18 protein-coding genes and 1 riboswitch are annotated in these 19,721 nt (G+C 41.3%); of the genes, 12 read left to right on the top strand and 6 right to left on the bottom strand.

From position 1 onward, the window contains the following. Nucleotides 1-110 precede the first annotated feature (110 nt). On the bottom strand, nucleotides 111-1,019 hold the full coding sequence (locus tag PR808_RS04860; protein ID WP_206085335.1) for a gluconeogenesis factor YvcK family protein: 909 nt from the start codon (nucleotides 1,017-1,019) through the stop codon (nucleotides 111-113). A gap of 303 nt (nucleotides 1,020-1,322) precedes the next feature. Here PR808_RS04860 and PR808_RS04855 point away from each other — a divergent pair, with 303 nt between their 5' ends. The 8 genes from PR808_RS04855 to PR808_RS04820 all read left to right on the top strand — a co-directional run bounded on the left by PR808_RS04855 (nucleotide 1,323) and on the right by PR808_RS04820 (nucleotide 9,100). After that, the gene (locus tag PR808_RS04855; RefSeq protein ID WP_206085336.1) at nucleotides 1,323-1,820 is read left to right on the top strand and encodes an RNA polymerase sigma factor; all 498 of its coding nucleotides are present in this window, start codon (nucleotides 1,323-1,325) and stop codon (nucleotides 1,818-1,820) included. Between the two features lie 2 nt (nucleotides 1,821-1,822). Next, nucleotides 1,823-2,752 carry a FecR family protein gene (locus tag PR808_RS04850; RefSeq protein ID WP_272538826.1) on the top strand — a complete coding sequence of 310 codons (930 nt, stop codon included), beginning with the start codon at nucleotides 1,823-1,825 and terminating at the stop codon, nucleotides 2,750-2,752. A 121-nt stretch (nucleotides 2,753-2,873) separates the two neighbouring features. Then, nucleotides 2,874-5,543 carry a TonB-dependent hemoglobin/transferrin/lactoferrin family receptor gene (locus PR808_RS04845; protein WP_272538825.1) on the top strand — a complete coding sequence of 890 codons (2,670 nt, stop codon included), beginning with the start codon at nucleotides 2,874-2,876 and terminating at the stop codon, nucleotides 5,541-5,543. A 401-nt stretch (nucleotides 5,544-5,944) separates the two neighbouring features. After that, a riboswitch (molybdenum cofactor riboswitch) is annotated at nucleotides 5,945-6,085 on the top strand. Beyond that, nucleotides 6,075-7,055, top strand: coding sequence for a GTP 3',8-cyclase MoaA (gene moaA, locus PR808_RS04840; protein ID WP_206085340.1), 981 nt, complete (start codon nucleotides 6,075-6,077; stop codon nucleotides 7,053-7,055). Its footprint overlaps the riboswitch before it by 11 nt. Before the next feature lie 26 nt (nucleotides 7,056-7,081). Then, nucleotides 7,082-7,558, top strand: coding sequence for a cyclic pyranopterin monophosphate synthase MoaC (gene moaC / locus PR808_RS04835; RefSeq protein WP_206085341.1), 477 nt, complete (start codon nucleotides 7,082-7,084; stop codon nucleotides 7,556-7,558). Further along, nucleotides 7,558-7,803, top strand: a complete 246-nt coding sequence (gene moaD, locus PR808_RS04830) for a molybdopterin synthase sulfur carrier subunit (RefSeq protein WP_206085342.1) — start codon at nucleotides 7,558-7,560, stop codon at nucleotides 7,801-7,803. The genes moaC and moaD overlap by 1 nt, the downstream gene beginning before the upstream one ends. 2 nt (nucleotides 7,804-7,805) lie before the next feature. Beyond that, entirely contained in the window at nucleotides 7,806-8,258 is a 453-nt protein-coding gene (gene moaE / locus PR808_RS04825; protein ID WP_206085343.1) for a molybdopterin synthase catalytic subunit MoaE, read from the top strand. Between the two features lie 134 nt (nucleotides 8,259-8,392). After that, complete coding sequence (locus PR808_RS04820; RefSeq protein ID WP_206085344.1) at nucleotides 8,393-9,100, top strand: Bax inhibitor-1/YccA family protein; 708 nt, start codon at nucleotides 8,393-8,395, stop codon at nucleotides 9,098-9,100. A 177-nt stretch (nucleotides 9,101-9,277) separates the two neighbouring features. Here the strand turns inward: PR808_RS04820 and PR808_RS04815 are convergent, their stop codons facing one another. Genes PR808_RS04815 through cecR form a run of 5 tightly spaced genes read right to left on the bottom strand, consistent with a single transcriptional unit; the run spans nucleotide 9,278 to nucleotide 15,026 of the window. Next, a complete protein-coding gene (locus PR808_RS04815) occupies nucleotides 9,278-10,384 on the bottom strand; it encodes an ABC transporter permease (RefSeq protein WP_272538824.1) in 1,107 nt (368 codons plus the stop codon). Nucleotides 10,385-10,392: 8 nt separating this feature from the next. After that, entirely contained in the window at nucleotides 10,393-11,532 is a 1,140-nt protein-coding gene (locus PR808_RS04810) for an ABC transporter permease (protein WP_272538823.1), read from the bottom strand. Continuing rightward, nucleotides 11,529-13,268, bottom strand: coding sequence for an ATP-binding cassette domain-containing protein (locus PR808_RS04805; protein WP_272538822.1), 1,740 nt, complete (start codon nucleotides 13,266-13,268; stop codon nucleotides 11,529-11,531). The genes PR808_RS04810 and PR808_RS04805 overlap by 4 nt, the downstream gene beginning before the upstream one ends. Nucleotides 13,269-13,277: 9 nt before the next feature. Beyond that, nucleotides 13,278-14,273, bottom strand: coding sequence for a secretion protein HlyD (hlyD, locus tag PR808_RS04800; protein ID WP_272538821.1), 996 nt, complete (start codon nucleotides 14,271-14,273; stop codon nucleotides 13,278-13,280). 54 nt (nucleotides 14,274-14,327) lie between these two features. Continuing rightward, the gene (gene cecR, locus PR808_RS04795; protein ID WP_206085349.1) at nucleotides 14,328-15,026 is read right to left on the bottom strand and encodes a transcriptional regulator CecR; all 699 of its coding nucleotides are present in this window, start codon (nucleotides 15,024-15,026) and stop codon (nucleotides 14,328-14,330) included. 281 nt (nucleotides 15,027-15,307) lie between these two features. Here cecR and rhlE point away from each other — a divergent pair, with 281 nt between their 5' ends. The 4 genes from rhlE (at nucleotide 15,308) to PR808_RS04775 (ending at nucleotide 19,693) form a co-directional block, all read left to right on the top strand. Next, nucleotides 15,308-16,648 (top strand): ATP-dependent RNA helicase RhlE, encoded by a 1,341-nt coding sequence (gene rhlE / locus PR808_RS04790; RefSeq protein ID WP_272538820.1) that lies wholly within the window; start codon nucleotides 15,308-15,310, stop codon nucleotides 16,646-16,648. A gap of 522 nt (nucleotides 16,649-17,170) precedes the next feature. Then, complete coding sequence (locus tag PR808_RS04785) at nucleotides 17,171-17,980, top strand: DeoR/GlpR family DNA-binding transcription regulator (protein WP_206085351.1); 810 nt, start codon at nucleotides 17,171-17,173, stop codon at nucleotides 17,978-17,980. Between the two features lie 84 nt (nucleotides 17,981-18,064). After that, nucleotides 18,065-18,745 carry a D-allulose 6-phosphate 3-epimerase gene (gene alsE, locus PR808_RS04780; protein WP_272538819.1) on the top strand — a complete coding sequence of 227 codons (681 nt, stop codon included), beginning with the start codon at nucleotides 18,065-18,067 and terminating at the stop codon, nucleotides 18,743-18,745. Nucleotides 18,746-18,760: 15 nt separating this feature from the next. Beyond that, nucleotides 18,761-19,693, top strand: coding sequence for a ribokinase (locus PR808_RS04775; RefSeq protein ID WP_206085353.1), 933 nt, complete (start codon nucleotides 18,761-18,763; stop codon nucleotides 19,691-19,693). The last annotated feature ends 28 nt before the right edge of the window (nucleotides 19,694-19,721 follow it).

Raw genomic sequence — 19,721 nt, 5'->3', positions numbered from 1 at the left:
AATCACTCGGGTCACATACTTATGTATGCTCCCCGAGATGCTTTCACTTGCAAAAATTGGCTTGAGTAGCATTCCACCTCTGGGAGCCAAAGGTGGGATAAATTAGGAAATTACAATAGCGGGACGGTTTCTTCGATGGCTTGTAGGAGCAGCTTTCTATCGTGGCGATAAGGGATATCATCCGCTTCGAGGACGCGCTGGATAATCTTACGGTCACTGCTAATATCACTGGTTTGTGTGCGTGGGCCAAGGATCAACGCATCAATCTTTTTGCAGCCAATATAGTTTTCCATCATCTGCAATTTCTCAGGTAAAGTCAGATTAGCGGCTGAAGAGCCCACTTCCTTACCTAAATTACCAATATAAATCATTGGGGATTTGCATTCACGCAAGGCAGTGGCAATCTCGTCCAGTAGTAATAATGGCATTAAACTGGTGAAGAAACTACCAGGACCAATGATAATCAAATCCGCTTGGTGAATAGCTTCTAACGCTTCACGTGTGGCCTTAACGCGAGGGTATAGGCGTAACTCTTTCGGAATTTCGCGCAGGGCATCCACATTGACCTCGCCATAGACCTCATTACCCATCTCATCAATCGCCATCAAATCAACAGGGGATTCTGACATTGGAATGAGTTGCGCATCCACTTTGAGCATATTGCGAATTAAATTAATGGCCTCGAGTGGCCTAACACTCAGGTGATCTAATGATTTTAGCATTAGGTTACCTAAGTTGTGGCCAGAGAGTTCTCCATTACCGCCGAAACGGTATTCAAACATTGCTGAAGCAATTGATGGTTCAGTGATTAACTGATTCAAACAGTTCCGCATATCGCCCCAAGCAATCCCGCCTTCGGAACGACGAATTCGACCTGTAGACCCGCCATTATCTGTGGTGGTCACAATTCCAGTTAGGCGAGGGCCTAAAGAGGAAAGGGAAGACATTACGCGACCTAGCCCATGCCCGCCGCCAAGGGCAACAACATGTTTCAGGCTCGCCAGACTACTATTTGGCATAGTGTTCCTATATCAATCAGTCAATATTCGGCAAATAAACAGTCACTACTTAGTGCTTTTTATCTGTGGTTTGCAGTGTTTACAGAGCCGAACGTATCAAAAATGAAATCTAAAATAAATTGGGCGTTAATCTACCATAAAACATCATTGTTCGCTGAGTTACTGTGATAAAAAACAATAAAAGGCAATATTCCAGATTTACCTTAACCTCTTAGCAAAAAAACACCTGAATGTTTCCATTTTGAATATTTACCTATATAGTGTAAATAATTCTCATTTTCATTGTTTGTGTTATGGCTCAATATGTCTGATTCTGAGTTGCAACGCTTGTTTGCACGCCATTCTTCCTCATTATGTCGCTACCTCAACATGTACCTTAAAGACCATAGTTTGAGTATGGATATTGTGCAGGAAAGTTTTGTACGGATGGCTGAACTGATGAAGCACTCAACGATTCAAGATTTTGACGCTTATCTTTATCGGATTGCGAAAAACCTGATGATTGATCACTTTAGGGAACAAAAAGCACGCCCTTCAATGGTTATCAGTGATGAGCAATGGCAAGAAATACCTGCACAAGTAAAAAGCCTTGAAGCAACAGCAATAAGAGAGCAGCAACTTAGCCAGATACAAGCCATTATTCAAACATTGCCCAAGAGAACACAGGCTATTTTTCGTTTGCACCGAGAAGAGGGATTGACTCAAACCGAAGTGGCTCAATTGTTGAATATTTCGCTCAGTACTGTTGAAAAGCATTTAGCCAATGCATTGGCTGTTCTGATTCATCAATGGAAGGATTAATCATGAAATCAACAACATCTCCATCTGAAATCGAAAACACAGCGGCGATGTGGGTCGTCAAGACCACTCAAAGAGAGCTGGATGCACAAGAAAATAGCGAGTTTCAGCATTGGGTGAATGCATCGAAAGAGCATGCCAATGCCTATTATCGTGCAAGGCAAATTTGGGCGTTAACTTCCTATAATCAACAGCCTAGAAAAACAGAGAAACCAATTAAAGCCACAAAAAGTTTTGTGAAAGTTTCCGTCGCAGCCAGTATTTTAGTGTGTTGTTTGGTGACTTTGATTTGGTGGGGTGAAAATCAAGAACAGATTGATTACCAAGCCAGAATTGGTGAAGTTCAACATATCATATTGCCCGATGGCAGCCAAGTCGACCTCGATAGTGGTGCACAATTACAGCTAGCTTTTGACGGGCAATATCGACAAGTCAATTTGCTCCAAGGACGCGCCTATTTCTCTGTTGCACCTATCACTGGTAGTGAACTGCGTCCTTTCCAAGTTAAGGCGAGAAATGGTGTAACTCAAGCGCTGGGAACAGAGTTTGCCATTGATAATGAAGGGGATAATGTTGGTGTAAGTGTCTATCAGCACAGCGTTAAAATATCGCTATTATCAGGACAAGAATTGACGGTAAAAGCAGGCAGCTTTACGCAATACCAGCAGCAAATTTTACCCACAATACCACTTGCCAAACAAGCGTCAGAAGGATGGCGTGAAGGCCAGATTATTTTTCAACAGCAAACGCTTTCTGAGATTACCGCTGAAATTAATCGTTACCATAAAAAGCGAATTATTATTTTAGCTAGCGACAGTAAGGAAAAACTAAGCGGCGTATTGCAAATTAACACACTAGAAAGTGGACTTAAGTACCTTGTGTCATCAAAAGGACTCACGATTTATGAAGTACCATTTTTCACATTAATCTACTGATAGATAAAGAAATTATTATTTTTCACAAGTATTTAAATTATTTTTACGGGTTTCTTTCATTTCTACGTCTTAATCTAAGTGATTATGATTTTTATTACCATTATCATTTTAGGGATGGGAAATGACTCAAAAAAAGCACCAATATAAAACAGCCACACTCTGTGTTTACCTTGTATTAGGAGCACTACCTGCATATTCATTATTTAACATTGCTCATGCCAGTCAATCAATAACTGCAACCCAACAGAAAATTTCATTTTCGATTGGAGCAGGATCGCTTGAGAACGTATTGTTGCAATTTGCCCAACAGGCAAAAGTTGAAATCATTATTAATAGCCAAGAAATGAGCGGCTTAAAAAGCCAAGGCATCAAAGGGCAGTTAACCTTGCAAGAAGGATTGCAGCAACTTGTTGGCGAAAATCCAGTTCAGGTCCAAATACACAATAATCGTATTTCTATTCATCGGGTAATTAATTCCTCCACAAGTGAAAACGTCATTAAGTTAGATAATATTACGGTGACAGCAAGCCAAATACAGCAAGGAGATTGGGTCTACAGTAGTCCCTCATCGGTGAGTGTGATTAGTAAAAAACAAATTGAAGACAGGCCACCGAAGCATATTGCTGACGTACTAGAGCTTACCACCGGCGTGTATTCCAGTGTCAGCCAGCAAGACCCGTCGCTATCAGTGAATATTCGTGGGATCCAAGATTATGGGCGTGTGAACATGAATATTGATGGAATGCGGCAAAACTTCCAAAAAAGCGGCCATGGGCAGCGTAACGGCTCAATGTATATTGATTCTGAGTTGCTATCTGGCGTTGAAATTCAAAAAGGAAACAATAGTGGTATGGGGAGTGGGGGAACGCTTGGCGGAGTTGCCACATTTAATACGGTAAATGCATCTGATTTTTTATCGAAAGATAAGACATTTGGTGGAAAATTACATGCCAGTACAGGGACGAATAATACTCATTTTATCGGTAGTAGCGCATTTGCCTTGGGAAATGAAAAGGGGGATTTACTGTTTGCTGCCAGTGAACGCCGCTTAGGTGACTATAAACCAGGGACGCACGGGAGTATTGGCGACATTCGCATCAACAATGATGCAGGGCATTATGACGAATTAGTGCGTGGTTTAAAACATACCCGAATTAACGATAGCAATTACCAGATGACCTCATATTTGGCGAAAGCAGGTTGGAATCTCAGTGAGTCACAACGCTTACAATTCAATTATTTAGAAACCAAAGTGGCGACACCTAATGCAGGTACATTAACTAATTTGGCGCAAACGTGGCCATATAAACTTGGATGGAAAAGCAGTGGGTTTAGTGATGTGACAACCCAGAACTATTCCCTTGATTATACGCAGTTTAGTGGCAGTCCATGGAGTACAGAATTTAAAGGGAAAGTGTATTTTGTTGATACGAAAGATGACACTGAAACTTATTCAACGAGCCAAATTTTTAATAATGGCTATCAGATGGATACTCGGGTTAAAACATTCGGGGTGCAACTCGAAAATCATTCAGAGATTGAATTTAATCATAATAATTTATTAAAAGCGCATTATGGTTTTGAAACTTTCCAAGATAAAGCTAGCAGCACCTCAACACGAGAAGCCGCATCAGGCGTAACACCAGATGGAAAACGTACGTTGAGCTCATTGTTTACTAATTTAACTTACGAATATGACGATTGGTTAACATTGGAAGGGGGAATGCGTTACGACTACTATACCCTCAAAGGGCAAACCAGCATGCGTTATGCCATCTTCCCTTATACAAAGGAAAATCCATGCACAGGTAGACGGTTACGTGATTGTCCAAGCACGCTGTATACAGAACATTGGAATGTTGATAAATCGGAAGGTGCGTTTTCACCTAATGCTCGTCTGGCTATTCGCCCAGGTGTCGAGTGGATGGAGTTCTTTACCAGTTATGGTCGTTCTTGGCGTCCACCTGCGATTACCGAAACACTCACCACTGGCAGCGCTCACAGTTCTTCAACACAGTTTCCTAACCCGTTTTTAAAAGCAGAACGCTCAAATGCGTGGGAAATCGGGGTGAATCTGAATTACCCCCAACTGATGCTTGAAGAGGATCGATTATTGGCTAAAGTGGCTTATTTTGACACGCGGGTTGATAACTATATCAACCTTGCGATTAACCGAACTAAGCCGGGATTGGTTAACCCAAGTATGGGGAATGCTGCGTACAGCAATAACTTAAATACGACACGTTTTAGAGGGTTTGAATACCAACTCAACTATGATGCAGGGTTTGTTTATGCAGATTTAACCTTCACTCATATGATTGGTAAAAACACATTCTGTGCTAACCGTGCGTGGTTAGGTGGCGTCTTGAAATTCCCAGAAGGTATTGGCCCTGGTAATTGGTATGCAGAGCCCGATGAGCAAGCAGACAATTATGTTAACTGCGATAGCGGCTCCATCTTTGGTAGTGCAGCAAATCTGCCAGGTGATAGAGGTTCATTCACACTCGGTGGACGTGCTTTTGATAGAAAACTGGATGGCGGAATGGTTATCCGTTTCACACCAGGTTTCCAAGACTATTCTGCACAAACCAATTACCCTTATTTAGCGGACTGGCCGAAATATACCCTCGTCGATTTATACGCAAGTTATTCAATTACGGATAATTTAATTATTCGCGGTAACGTGGAGAACTTAACCAATCGGGCCTATGTGGTGAGCTACGGGGAAAGCTTAGCGAATACATTAGGTCGTGGAAGGACGATATCTGGCGGGGTTGAGTTCCGTTTCTAAATACGTTCAATTACTTGGGGCATATGTTTTCGTTTTTGATTGGGATAATGCTTAGCAAAGTATTGAGTGAAAAACACGAAGCGATTGGTAACGATATTTATAACGGAAACAATGAGATGGGGAGCTTGCTCCCCATTTTAGATCTACATCAAGAAATGTTTAATTAAATAATAAGAGATGTTAATCATTTAAAGTGAAATTGTATCTTTGGCTAGGCTCTTTTTAAGAAAATTGTCTATGATAATAAGAACTTCGGAGATTATCGCTAATGTTCTGTAAGTCGTTGTATATTATATTATATATCGAATTCAGGTTCGCTTTTTCATATTCTATACGCTAGAATCCTTACAGAAATTAAGTGAACAGAGTGGTTTGTTTTCGTTATTAAATTAGCGGCTTTGTTCCAAATAAAACTCCTAGCCTTTGCGTCTAAGTTTGTTTTCACAAATATGATGCTCTGGCCGTGGCCATAGAGTCACCAGGGTGCAAGATAGAAATGTCTGCATCTCCCGTATTTGGAAAGGTGTGATTATGCAGCAACTCGTCGATCAATTTGACCGAAAATTTTACTATCTTCGGCTTTCTATAACAGATGTTTGCAACTTTCGTTGCACATACTGCCTGCCTAATGGTTATCAACCAAGTGGCCGCCATGAATTCCTCACTCTGGATGAAATTCGCCGTGTCAGCAGCGCATTCGCTGAATTAGGCACAGAAAAAGTGCGTATCACAGGCGGTGAACCTACCATGCGCAAAGATTTCAGTGAAATTATTGCCACCATTCATGAAAATGCAGCGATTAAAAAAATCGCAGTTACCACCAATGGTTATCGCATGGCGAGAGACGTTCAATCGTGGAAAGATGCAGGCCTGAATGCAATTAATGTCAGTGTGGATAGCTTAGACCCACGACAGTTTGCGGCAATCACTGGGCAAGACAAATTCTTCCAAGTGATGAAAGGGATTGATGCTGCCTTTGAGGCTGGCTTTGAAAAAGTGAAAGTCAACGCTGTGTTGATGAAAAATATCAACGACATTGGTCTGAAGTCATTCTTAAATTGGATTAAGCACCGCCCAATTCAACTGCGTTTTATTGAGTTAATGGAAACAGGGGATGGCAGTGATATTTTCCAACGTTTTCATGTTTCTGGCGAAACGATTCGCGACCGTTTAATTGAAGAAGGTTGGTATCGCCTTCCTCGTTCTCGCAATGACGGCCCTGCTCAGGTCTTTAGTCACCCAGATTACCAGGGTGAAATAGGCCTTATCATGCCGTATGAAAAAGACTTTTGTCAAAGCTGCAATCGCCTTCGTGTATCTTCTTTAGGTAATCTCCATTTGTGCCTGTTTGGTGAAAATGGCATTCCTCTACGTGATTTGTTAGGGGATGATAACCAAAATGAAGCGCTAAAAGCGCGGATACAGCGTGGTTTGCATCACAAACGCGAAACGCATTTTCTACATATGGGTGATAGCGGTATTACCCCTAATTTGTCCGTTATTGGCGGTTAATTCTTTTAAAATTTTCAGGAGAAACTATGTCCCAACTGACTCACCTCAATGCGTCGGGCGAGGCGCATATGGTTGATGTTTCAGCTAAAGCTGAAACTGTCCGTGAAGCTCGTGCAGAAGCTTATGTCACCATGAACCCCGAAACCTTAGCCATGATTGTTGATGGCAGTCACCATAAAGGGGATGTGTTTGCAACGGCACGTATTGCGGGCATCCAAGCCGCTAAAAATACATGGCAGTTAATTCCATTATGTCACCCTCTGTTGTTAACTAAAGTGGAGGTTGTTCTTGAAGCAGAACAAGCACATAGCCGTGTTCGCATCGAAACATGCTGCCGTCTAACGGGTAAAACTGGTGTGGAGATGGAAGCACTGACTGCAGCCTCGGTGGCGGCATTGACCATTTACGATATGTGCAAAGCGGTACAAAAAGACATGGTCATCGGCCCTGTTCGTTTGTTAGAAAAAACAGGCGGTAAATCTGGACATTTTAAGGTGGAATGATGATTACAGTATTATTTTTTGCACAAGTTCGCGAATTAGTGGGAACAGATAGACTTGAAATAACGGAAAAATATCAAACAGTTGAGTCTCTACGTCTTGCTTTGTCGCAAAAAGGTGATCGCTGGGCTTTGGCGTTAGAAAGCGGAAAATTACTGGCAGCAGTTAATCAATCATTTGTTTCCCTCGAACATTCACTGGTGGAAGGGGATGAAGTCGCCTTTTTCCCACCAGTAACAGGGGGATAATGATGGAAAATACCCATATTGCCGTCCAAACACACAACTTCAGTGTTGGTGAACAATATCAATGGCTTGCAGAGTGTGATAGCGATGGAGCCGTCGTGACTTTTACAGGTAAAGTTCGTAATCATAACCTTGGTGATACTGTTGCGGCCTTAACGCTTGAGCATTATCCAGGTATGACAGAAAAAGCCTTAGCAAACATTGTAGTAGAAGCAAGAGAACGTTGGCCTTTGCAGCGTGTGAGTGTGATTCATCGCATTGGTACTTTGCAGCTAGGTGAGGAAATTGTGTTTGTTGGGGTGACAAGTGCGCATCGCAACGCAGCATTTCAAGCCGCTGAGTTTATTATGGATTACTTAAAAACCAAAGCACCATTTTGGAAAAAAGAGACGTTGCCAGATAACGAACGCTGGGTTGAAGCGAAAGAAAGTGACGAAACGTCCGCAAGCCGCTGGTAATCGCACTTTTTCCTCCGAAAAATACGAATTTGCCGAATGGTAATGTCATAATAATGTGTTAGACTTTGGTTAATTTTCTCCGATTGCAGTATTTTTACTGTGTCGATTTTTATTTTAGCAAAAGGGTAACCATCATGGGTCAGTTTGATCAACGTAATGATTCTCTTGTCCAGAGGGCCGAAACTGGCGTTCAGGCATTTATGTCGCAAGTCTATGGTTGGATGACCGTCGGTTTGCTGTTGACAGCATTTGTAGCTTGGTATTCAGTCAGCAGTGGCTTGTATTACACCATTGCGACTAACAAAATTTTATTCTTCGGAATGATCATTGCTGAACTGGGTTTAGTGATGGGTATTTCCTTCTTACTGCAAAGAATTAGCGGAATGATGGCGACGGGCATGTTTATGCTCTATTCATTGTTAACGGGCTTAACTATTTCTGTCATTCTTGCCGCGTATACTGGTGAATCTGTCGCAGGTACCTTTGTTATCACTGCGGTCATGTTTGGTGCATTAAGCTTCTATGGCTACACCACTAAGCGTAGCTTAACAGGAATGGGTAACTTCCTGTTTATGGCGCTGATTGGTATCGTTGTGGCTTCCTTAGTTAACATCTGGCTACAAAGCTCAATGATGTACTGGGTGATCACTTACGGTGGTGTGTTACTGTTTGCTGCGTTAACGGCTTATGACACTCAAAAGCTGAAAGAAATGGGTGCTCAAATTAATGAAGATGACAGAGAAACAATGCGTAAATACTCCATTATGGGGGCGCTGTCTCTGTACTTAGACTTCATCAACTTGTTCCTAATGTTACTGCGTATCTTCGGTGACCGTCGCTAACAGCGAGTGAAACATTCATCACTAGAATGTTTTAGTGAATAAAATTCAAAACCCTTGTTACTTCGGTAGCAAGGGTTTTTTCATAGTAATCGTACTAAAAAATATAATTTTCTTATTATTTGAATGCCAAGCCTGAGTTTAATTAGGCAGCCAAATCGACAGATATTCATCATGGCATTAGGCAATTTTCTTTCTAAAGAGATAATACGCCGCAGAACTGGTGATAATAGCAATAATCAGCAATGGCCATAAACTTTGGAAAACCACTGAAAAATCTGCGTCTTTAAGGTAGATTTGTTTAGTGATTTCAGTGAAATGACGAATTGGGTTAACCCAAGTGATATCTTGTAGCCAAACGGGCATGTTCTCGACTGGGGATATATAACCAGAAAGCAGTACGGCAGGCATCATAAAGACAAACACCCCAATGAAGGCTTGTTGCTGCGTTGAGCACAGCGCTGAAATTAACAAGCCAAAACCCACTAGCGATAGACCATAAAATATCATAGTGGCGTAGAACAGCAGCAGTGAACCTGCAAATGGAATCTGATAACAAAAAATCCCGATAACTAACACAAGGCTTGCTTGGGCTGTCGCCACAATTAATGCAGGCACAGCCTTACCAATAAAAATCTGCCATGTTGTTAATGGGGAAACCAGGAGTTGATCTAGCGTCCCTTGCTCCCGTTCTCGCGCAATGGAAAGGGAGGTCACAATCAGCACGCCAATCGTGGTAATCAGCGCCACCAAAGAGGGCACAATAAACCACTTATAATCTAAGTTTGGGTTGTACCAATTACGAATAACCAACTCACTATTATTGGGTTTGATTTGGTTTTGTGTTAACTCTTGTTGATATTGCATCACAATCTGTTCGACATAATTTGCCGCAATTTGTGAACTGTTTGAGTTGCGACCATCAAGTAACAGCAGCATATTAGCAGGAGTATGTGAGGCGATATCTGCGCTAAAGTTTTGGCTAAAACGCACGGCTAACAGTGCTTTACGGTTATCGAGTGTGTCGCGAACTTCATGTTCACTTTTGACGAGCAACACATGGGAAAATGCACTGGCTTTGGCTAACCGCTGGGTAAGTTCAACAGAATGTTTGCCGCCATCTTGGTCAAAAATTGCAATGGTGGTATTTGTGACTTCTAGCGTTGCCGCAAGTGGGAACAAAATCATTTGGAAAATCACAGGTAAAATCAAAATAATTCGAGTTTGTGGCTCTTGTAATAATGATTGTAACTCTTTCATAACTAAGGTGTATAAGCGATAAAGCATAGTGCACCTCAATCCAGTCGACGGCGAGTTTTCAGCGCCGTTAGGCCAATAAATAAGATTGCTGATGCAACCAATAATAAGAAATCGATCAGTAACACCCAGTAAATATCCCCTGCAAGGAACAACGTTTGCAAGCTGCTGACAAAGTAACGTGCGGGGATAAAATAAGTTACCCACTGAATGATGGCTGGCATGCTATCAATTTCAAAAATAAATCCAGACAGCATAATTGCAGGTAAAAATGCGGCATTTAATGCTACCATTGCTGCATTAAATTGGTTGCGGGTAATGGTGGATATTAATAGCCCCATGCCAAGGGCCGTAGCAAGATATAGGCTCGTGATAACAAACAGCACCAATAATGACCCGCGGTATGGTACGCCCAGAACAAAGGTTGTAACGAGCATGCAAAGTACCATTACAAAAGAGCCAAGAACTTGGTAAGGTAATAATTTTGAGAGTAATAATTCAGTGCGAGTGATTTGGGTTGAAAGTAAGGCTTCCATTGTGCCGCGTTCCCACTCCCTGGCAATAACCAGTGATGTTAAAATTGCGCCAACCACAGTGATAATAATGCTAATTGCTCCTGGAATAATAAAATGTTGGCTTATTGCTGCCTCATTAAACCAGTAACGCATATTGAGCTCGATTAATGGCGAAACTGTGTTTGCCCGGTTTTCACTTTGTTGCTGCTGCCATATTTGCCAGACACCTTTGGTGTAGGCTTGAACAAAGTTTGCGGTGTTTGGTTCGCTCCCATCGGTAATAATTTGTATCGCTGCATGTCCTTCAGGTTGCAGCAATTGTGCTGAAAAATTCACTGGGATCACGATAATTCCACGAATTTCACCTGCTTGCATTTTGTCGATTAACGCTTTTCGGTTATCACTGATAGTGGCGCCAACAAAAGGAGAGCCCGTAAAGGTATCAACGAGCTCTCGTGCAGGCTGGCTTTGTTGCTCCATTAAAATGCCAAGACGCAATTTACTTGAGTCTAAGTTAATGCCGTAACCAAAAATAAATAGCAGCATCAATGGGATAAGTACTGCAATTAGAGCACTACTGGGGTCGCGTACTATTTGCTTGGTTTCTTTCCAGCACAAGGCTTTTAGCCGACGCCATGAAAAAGAAGAGGCGGCATGATTCATTTAGCCTCCTGTTGTTTGTCGTAATTCATTATAAGTTCGATAAATGCATCTTCCATGGAGGGGTCTGGGTTATCACGAGTAGCAACTTGTTGTTTTAGCTCGTCAGGTGTGCCAGCTGCGATAATTTTACCATGGTAAACAAGCCCTATTCGGTCGCAATATTCTGCTTCATCCATAAAATGTGTGGTGACCATCACGGTCACGCCTTTATCCACCATCCCATTGATATGTAGCCAAAATTCACGACGAGTTAATGGGTCGACGCCTGAAGTGGGTTCATCCAAAAATAAAATATCGGGCTCATGCATGAGTGAGCAGGCAAGGGCAAGGCGCTGTTTATAACCCAAAGGAAGGGAGTCTGTAATTTGATTGATAATTGGCTTGAAGCTAAAGGCATCCACCATTTCTTGGATCTTAGCCGACTGTTTTTTATGATGTAATCCATAAACTCCCGAAAAAAACTTTAGGTTTTGCCCCACTTTTAGATTCCCATAGAGGGAAAATTTCTGCGCCATATAACCAAGGTGCTGCCTGGCTTTATTTGAGCTGGTTTTTAAATCCATACCCAGCACTAAAGCATGTCCCTCAGTGGGCTTCATCAGGGCGCACATCATTTTAAAGGTTGTCGATTTTCCTGCGCCATTGGGGCCTAACAGCCCAAAAATTTCACCGCGTTTGACTTGAAAATTGACGTGATCTGTCGCTGCAAAATCCCCAAATTTTTTGGTGAGATTACGCGCTTCAATCACCGTTTCCTGAGGGTTTGGTGAAATTTGTGGCACAATGGCGGCTAACTCTGAACGGTGAGAAGGGCCGCCGCCAAGAAGGTCAATGAACGCATCTTCAAATCGAGGTTGTGCGGCAATTAGCTTGTTTTCTTGCATATTGAGCGCACTTAACAGACTTTCTTGAGATGCGCCAGGCTTTAGAATCAAGCGAACATAGCGGCCTTGGATAACGCCATCTGTCGTTTCAGGAAGCACTAATGCATTTTGTAATACAGTGCGCTTTTGTGCAGCTGGAACCTCAAGTAAATAGGAGCGCCCCGCCATTTTTTGTGTTAATAATTCAGGTTTGCCAGAATAGAGTAATTGCCCTTTATTAAGAAGCAGTACCTCTTTACATTGTTGGGCTTCATCAAGATATGAAGTGCTCCATAATATTAACATTCCATCATCGGCAAGGGTGTGAACCATCTGCCAAAGTTCACGCCTCGCAATAGGGTCAACGCCAACGCCTGGCTCATCCAATAATAACACTTTTGGCTTACCAAGCAGTGTACAGGCTAAACCTAGCTTTTGTTTCATTCCACCTGAAAGTTTGCCTGCAAGGCGTTGCGTAAAAGGAGCAAGGTTAGTGAATGACAGCAACTGTTGATAGGTTTTTTCGCGCTCTTCGCCAATAACACTGCGCAAATCTGCGTATAAGTCCAAATTCTCTTGAACCGTTAAATCCTCATACAAACCAAACTTTTGAGGCATATAGCCGAGGTTTGCACGCACTGCAATACTGTCTTGAATAGGGTCTAACCCCATCACACGAATATGCCCAGCATCAGGTTTGAGTAGTCCTGCGAGCATACGCATTAATGTCGTTTTTCCTGCGCCATCAGGGCCAACTAACCCTGTGACAGACCCACCGTTGATATCCATTGTGAGACTTTCAACTGCAGGAGAATCTAAGCCGTTAAAGCTTTTTTCGACGCCTTTAAGACTGATGCTGTAATCATCACTCATGACTATTTTTTACTTCTTGTTATTTGCAAAGTAAATGGTGACAGGCATGCCTTGGCGTAAAGCATCATCTGCATCATCAACAATAATACGTAAACGATAAACCAAATCGGTTCTTAAATCAGGTGTTTGTACACTTTTAGGCGTAAATTCAGCCGTTGGAGAAACAAAGCCAATTGTGCCATGGTATGGTTGATTAGGGCGGCTATCTGTATAGAGGGTAACTTGCGATCCAGGAACAGCGTTGCCAAGGTGTGGTTCACTGATATAAGCGCGTACCCAAACTGGGTGAGTGAGGGTAACACTAAAAATACTGTTTCCTGCACCAACATTAGTGCCAGGTTCAATGGCGCGGGTTAAAATAGTGCCATTGGATGGGGCAATTAGCACGGTGTCTTGTAAATCTAGCTCAGCCTGAGCAACAGCAGCTTCTGCTTGTAACCATTCCCCTCTAGCCGCCGCAATTTCTTCTTGGCGAAACCCACTTTGGTATTGATTCAGTTTGTCTTGCGCAGCTTTAAGTGCGGCAAAGGCTTGATTACGATTATTTTTGGCATTATCTAAATCATTGGCTGAAATAACGCGAGACGCAGCGAGCCCTTGTTGGCGCTTATAGAAATTATCTGCATATTGCCAAGCTGCTTGTTTTTGCGCAACTTCCGCTTCAACTTGGGCAATTTCTTGGGTGCGGTAGCCACTTTCTTTTAGCATTAATTGGGCTTTGGCGCTTTCTCGCACACCTTTAGCTTTATTTAAAGCATTAATGTAAGGCGCATCATCTAATTGACCAAGTTTATCACCGATCGCAATGCGCGCGCCCTCATCAACAGTTAAGGACACGAGCTTGCCAGGTACTCTGAAACTTAAGTTAACCGTTCGTACATCAACATTGCCATATAACGTTAATGTTTTATCTTGTTGAGATTGATAGTAATAATAACCAGAAACTGCAGCACCGATTAATATAACAATAATAAAAACAAAAATAGAACGGCTTTTATTGTTCATCGTTCACCCTAGTTAATCGACAAGAAATGATTCCACTTTAATCAATTAATCATATCACTTTTCAATTTGTTTGCGATGACGTAATCCCGCTAATAATATATTTGTGTGTTCAATAAGAACTTGATTAATAATTTTAAATTCATTTTCATTGATATGTTTCCACCCCGTTTGGCGTAATAAGGTTTCACGAGCGATACGAAATGACAACGTTTCACCTAAAATGGCGTGGGTATGAATAAGTGTTGTGAGGTGATTGGGGTCAGCCCCGATATAAACAGCAATTAAGCGGTTTAAACGAGAATGGATAGGGCCTAAAGCTTGCTCATGAATAATGGTATAAGCTTCGGTGGGGTTAAGTTGTTCTCGCGCTAAAATACGAGAAAAACTTAAGTTTTTCTTTTCAAGCTGAAAGTAATTATACGTTACCACTGTTTTTTGTAACAAATCGAGTGCTTCTTGGGGCGTTTTTTCATTAGCGGATTGATTTAAAAAGCGATCAATGGCAAGAAATACATCATGGAAACTGTCTTTAATATTTTTTGCAATCATCTTCGCGACAGCTAAATAAAGCCCTTCTTTAGAGCCAAAATAGTAGGAAATTGCGGCGATATTTTGCCCTGATGCTTGCGCAATCTTGCGGGTGGTTGCCCCATCAAGCCCTTGTTCTCCATAAACATCCGCAGCTGTAAGTAGTAGTTGTAACTTTGCGTTTTCTCCCCGCAAGGTTGGTGACGAATTTATATTCATAAACATTCCTTTAAATCAGAATTAAATCATACTTTATAAGCTCTAAGTGGCTCTTTATGTTTAAAAGGGGTCATAAACGACAACTCATAGTGTTGTATAAGTATATATACTATATAGAGGGAATTTTATATTAATTTATTACCCAAACTAAATTAATATATTTATCACCATCAAATAATGTTAGAATTTTGCAATGTCGCACGGCAGTTTGCGCTTTTTTCTTCTGACTCACTTCCCCCAGAACTGCCACAATCAATTTGAAGCGGTGAAGCTCGGAGTAATTTAATTTGACAACTTTTTCAGACCTCGCGTTAAACGAGGAAATTTTGCTTGCCATTAATGAGTTAGGCTATGAAAGTCCAACGCCTATTCAACAACAAGCTATCCCCGCAGTGCTTGCAGGAAACGACCTTCTTGCGAGTGCACAAACTGGAACAGGTAAAACAGCAGGCTTTACACTGCCTATTTTACAAAAGCTGGTTTCTAACCCTCGCGGTAATAATCGTCGACCAATCCGTGCACTCATTTTGACGCCAACGAGGGAGCTTGCGGCTCAAGTTGCTGAAAATGTAAAAGAATATAGCCGTCACTTGCGTATTCGTTCATTTGTTGTTTTTGGTGGTGTGAGTATCAATCCGCAGATGATGAAATTGCGTGGTGGGGTAGATATTTTAATTGCTACGCCAGGCCGTTTATTGGATTTAGAGCACCAAAATGCGGTTGATCTTTCTCAGGTCGAAGTGTTTGTATTGGATGAAGCTGACCGCATGTTGGATATGGGCTTTATTCACGATATTCGCCGTGTTATCAATAAATTACCGAAAAAACGCCAAAATTTATTGTTTTCAGCAACATTTTCGGATGACATTAAACAGCTAGCAAACAAGTTACTGAATAATCCCGTAACTATTGAAGTTGCCCCTCGAAATTCAGCATCTGAGCAAATAACGCAATACGTTCATTTAGTGGATAAAAAGCGTAAAGCTGAGTTACTGTCATTTATGATTGGTCGTGATGACTGGCAGCAAGTTCTTGTTTTTACAAGAACAAAACACGGAGCAAACCGTTTAGCTGAACATTTGAATAAAGATGGTATTAAAGCGGCGGCTATCCATGGTAATAAGAGCCAAGGTGCACGAACACGCGCTTTAGCGGACTTTAAATCAGGGGATATCCGTGTTTTAGTGGCAACTGATATTGCTGCTCGCGGCCTCGATATTGAGCAGCTGCCTTATGTGGTGAACTTTGAATTACCAAATGTTGCCGAAGACTATGTGCACCGTATCGGCCGCACTGGCCGCGCAGATGCAACTGGTATGGCGGTATCATTAGTGTGTATTGATGAGGCTAAACTGCTTAAAGATATTGAAAAACTGCTGAAAAAATCGATCCCATTGATGGCGATTGACGGTTATGAACCCGATCCATCTATTAAAGCAGAGCCGATTCAAAAAACACCACAGCGCAATGAACGCCGCTCTGGTGATAGAAACCATGGCAACAATACTAAGTCTCCACGTCGTAGTCATTCACCAGCTGCGAAAGCCGGTGGTAACAGAGGTTCAGCATCTACATCACCGTGGAAAAGTGCCCAGAAAAAAGTGAGTCAAGGGCGTAAGGATAGCTAGTTACATCAAAAAATGATGTGGCTATTAGTAACATAATGAGTGCACTAAATTTTAAGGGAGTAAGGCTTGGCTTTATTCCCTTAAAATTCACCTTTTATTCTATTGTTTAAACCAATCATTTGATTGATGCCAATCTTCCCAGCTTAATATTAATTTCAGCACGATACTATCTCAGTGATCATCAAATTGAGATGTACAGCATAAGATAACAATATTTTCACAAAATCCCTTTCAAATTTTAATAAAACAAATTAATTTCATCAGTGAATTATCAAAACGGGCATAAACGGGTTTATGCGGGTAAATACGGGCTTTTGTATTTTTCTTTGTATTTGCCCGTATTTGACCGATATGCAAACTATTAAGCGATACAGCATCGCTAAGTTAGGGGGAATTTGTGTTTTCTGAGAGAAAAATCACAGAAAATGGCTTTTTCCCCTGATCCTAACGTTATGAGAAAAACGGCTCAGTAATCATGAATTGATACGGCTATACTCATCACCATATTGAAAGGGGACAAATATGCTACAACTCGAAAGACATAATGCTATTGTTGCCCTCATTCAAGAACATGGTGCAATGCGTGTTAATGATTTGGCCGAGCGTCTACAGGTATCTCGGGAGACGGTGCGGCGAGATTTAACAGACCTTGAACATCAAGGAATGGTGAATCGAAGCCATGGTGGGGCGTTGTTATCAAATAAGCTAAAAACGTCGTTGATACCCTATTATGCACCTCAAGAAATGCCACCTTCAGTAAAACAAGGCGCATTTCGAGTTCGAACGGCGTTAAATATAGAAAATAAAACACGCATGGCGAAAGTTGCGTTGGATTTTATTCAACCACAGCAAATTATTTTATTAGATGGTAGCAGCAGCAGTTGGTTCTTAGCTAGGCAACTTCCTGAGTTTGAATTAACAGTTGTAACGCCTTCTGTTGCGATTATTCAAACGCTGATGCCGCGGACATCGACGCGTGTCGTCGGGTTAGGTGGGGAATTTTCTGTTGCAGAAGAAGCTTTTTTTGGTGAAACGACAATCAAACAAATTAATGAACAGAATGTCGATACACTATTTTTTTCCTGTCAAGGAATTGATAGAGACAGAGGCATTTATGCGGATAGTGAAGCTCATGCAGCACTCCTTAGGCAAATGTTTTTAATATCGCGTCGAATTATTTTATTAGTTGACCAAAGTAAGTTTGGAAAGATAGGAACAGCTCGAGTTTGTGGATTTGGTGATATTGATCTATTAATTACTGAAAAATTTGATGACCCATTATTCCAAAAAGAAATGACGTGGCATAACGTTAAAGTTATTACGATTAATTAAACTTATAATTAAATAATAAAACTCTGAATTTATATATGTCAGAGGCAGCATTGTATTAAATAAAATATTTATTAGGATGAAAAGATGAAATACTTAATTTCACCGTCTTTAATGTGTATCGATATGATGAAAGTATCTGAGCAATTATCATTTTTAAATGATAATGCGGATATGCTGCATGTGGATATAATGGATGGGCATTATGTCAAAAACTTGGCATTGTCAGTTGATTTTATTCGACAAATCAAACCCTACACACAGCTACCCATTGATGTTCACCTCATGGTAGAACACCCAATGGATTTTATTGATGATTTAATTTCTGTTGGAACTGACAGTATTTCTTTGCATGCGGAAATTATAAGTTCATATGCATTTAGAGTGATTAGTCATATTCGTAATAAGGGCAAAAAAGTTGGGATTGTTTTAAATCCTGCGACAAGTATTGAGGTGTTAAATCCTTATATTCATTTAATTGATAAAGTAACTGTGATGACGGTTGATCCAGGTTATGCAGGGCAAGCGTTTATTCCCGAAATGGTAGAAAAAATCTATGCTTTGAATCAGAAAAAAGCAAAAGGGAATTATTCATTCTTAATTGAGGTTGATGGTTCTTGTAATAAAAATACGTATAAAGCCTTATTAAAAGCAGGTGGGCAAGTTTTAATTATGGGAAGTAGTGGGTTATTTAAAAAAGGTATTCCGCTATCTGAAACGTGGCAAACGATGCAAGAAGATATTCTCACCTCACTGAATTATGCTTAGTTTTAAGGATTAATTATGGCAGGAAAAGTATGTGTATTTGGCTCGTTTAACTTTGATATGGTTGCCAGAGTATCTCGTTTCCCATTTCCAGGTGAATCACTTGTCGCAAACAGCAGTATGACAAGTGCAGGTGGAAAAGGAGCAAACCAAGCAACGGCGGCTTTAAAATCAGGTGCAAATGTCCATTATATCGGAAAAATAGGTGAGGACGCTTTTGGGCAATATGCACGTAGGCATCTAAAGTCAGTTGGTTTTAATGCCGTTACCTTATTGGTAACGAATGAAATTTCAACTGGAAATTCACTCGTTTATGTCGCTGAACGTGATGGTGATGCTGAAAATATGATAGCCGTTGACCCCGGCGCAAATATGACAGTGACAGACGATGAAATCACACAATGTGAGCCAACAATTTCTTGTGCTGATGTTGTATTAGTGCAATTAGAAAATAATTTACAAGCTATTGAGCGCGTGATTGCTATTGGCAAGGCGAATAATGCTTTTGTCATTTTAAACCCAGCGCCTTGGCAGCCAGTGACGAGTGAGATGTTACAACAGGTTGATTTAATTACACCTAATTCAACAGAGGCATGGCTAATTACAGGGTGCAAAGTGGAAGACTATGAAAGTGCGAGCCAAGCTGCTGACTTAATCCACGCTAAAGGATGTAAAAACGTCATTATCACAATGGGTTCGCTTGGCGCATTGTTATCTGATGATGAAGGGAAAATGATTATTCCGTGTTTCCCTTCACAACCTATTGATACGACTGGTGCTGGAGATGCATTTAATGGTGCGTTAGCGGCGAGGTTAGCAATGGGAGATTCAATCCGTTTTGCGACCCGTTTTGCATCTGCCTATGCGGCTGTGAGTGTTGAAAAGCTAGGGGCTGGCACGTTACCTGATTTATCTGAAGTAGAAGAAAGGTTACTCGCTCAGTCTATTTAATCAATTAAATTTAATAATAAAGGCATTA

Source organism: Providencia sp. PROV197 (genome assembly GCF_028479625.1).
Lineage (GTDB): Bacteria > Pseudomonadota > Gammaproteobacteria > Enterobacterales > Enterobacteriaceae > Providencia > Providencia vermicola.
Note: the sequence above shows the minus strand (reverse complement) of the source record. Positions and strands in the feature narration are given on the sequence as shown.

Bases quoted from the DNA above. Each gene is read 5' to 3' on its own strand.
- alsE (WP_272538819.1), top strand. From the start codon at position 18,065: ATGAAATACTTAATTTCACCGTCTTTAATGTGTATCGATATGATGAAA.
- moaA (WP_206085340.1), top strand. From the start codon at position 6,075: ATGCAGCAACTCGTCGATCAATTTGACCGAAAATTTTACTATCTTCGG.
- PR808_RS04785 (WP_206085351.1), top strand. From the start codon at position 17,171: ATGCTACAACTCGAAAGACATAATGCTATTGTTGCCCTCATTCAAGAA.
- PR808_RS04775 (WP_206085353.1), top strand. From the start codon at position 18,761: ATGGCAGGAAAAGTATGTGTATTTGGCTCGTTTAACTTTGATATGGTT.
- PR808_RS04815 (WP_272538824.1), bottom strand. From the start codon at position 10,384: ATGCTTTATCGCTTATACACCTTAGTTATGAAAGAGTTACAATCATTA.
- PR808_RS04810 (WP_272538823.1), bottom strand. From the start codon at position 11,532: ATGAATCATGCCGCCTCTTCTTTTTCATGGCGTCGGCTAAAAGCCTTG.
- moaC (WP_206085341.1), top strand. From the start codon at position 7,082: ATGTCCCAACTGACTCACCTCAATGCGTCGGGCGAGGCGCATATGGTT.
- hlyD (WP_272538821.1), bottom strand. From the start codon at position 14,273: ATGAACAATAAAAGCCGTTCTATTTTTGTTTTTATTATTGTTATATTA.
- PR808_RS04805 (WP_272538822.1), bottom strand. From the start codon at position 13,268: ATGAGTGATGATTACAGCATCAGTCTTAAAGGCGTCGAAAAAAGCTTT.
- PR808_RS04820 (WP_206085344.1), top strand. From the start codon at position 8,393: ATGGGTCAGTTTGATCAACGTAATGATTCTCTTGTCCAGAGGGCCGAA.
- cecR (WP_206085349.1), bottom strand. From the start codon at position 15,026: ATGTTTATGAATATAAATTCGTCACCAACCTTGCGGGGAGAAAACGCA.
- moaD (WP_206085342.1), top strand. From the start codon at position 7,558: ATGATTACAGTATTATTTTTTGCACAAGTTCGCGAATTAGTGGGAACA.
- PR808_RS04855 (WP_206085336.1), top strand. From the start codon at position 1,323: ATGTCTGATTCTGAGTTGCAACGCTTGTTTGCACGCCATTCTTCCTCA.
- PR808_RS04845 (WP_272538825.1), top strand. From the start codon at position 2,874: ATGACTCAAAAAAAGCACCAATATAAAACAGCCACACTCTGTGTTTAC.
- PR808_RS04850 (WP_272538826.1), top strand. From the start codon at position 1,823: ATGAAATCAACAACATCTCCATCTGAAATCGAAAACACAGCGGCGATG.
- moaE (WP_206085343.1), top strand. From the start codon at position 7,806: ATGGAAAATACCCATATTGCCGTCCAAACACACAACTTCAGTGTTGGT.
- PR808_RS04860 (WP_206085335.1), bottom strand. From the start codon at position 1,019: ATGCCAAATAGTAGTCTGGCGAGCCTGAAACATGTTGTTGCCCTTGGC.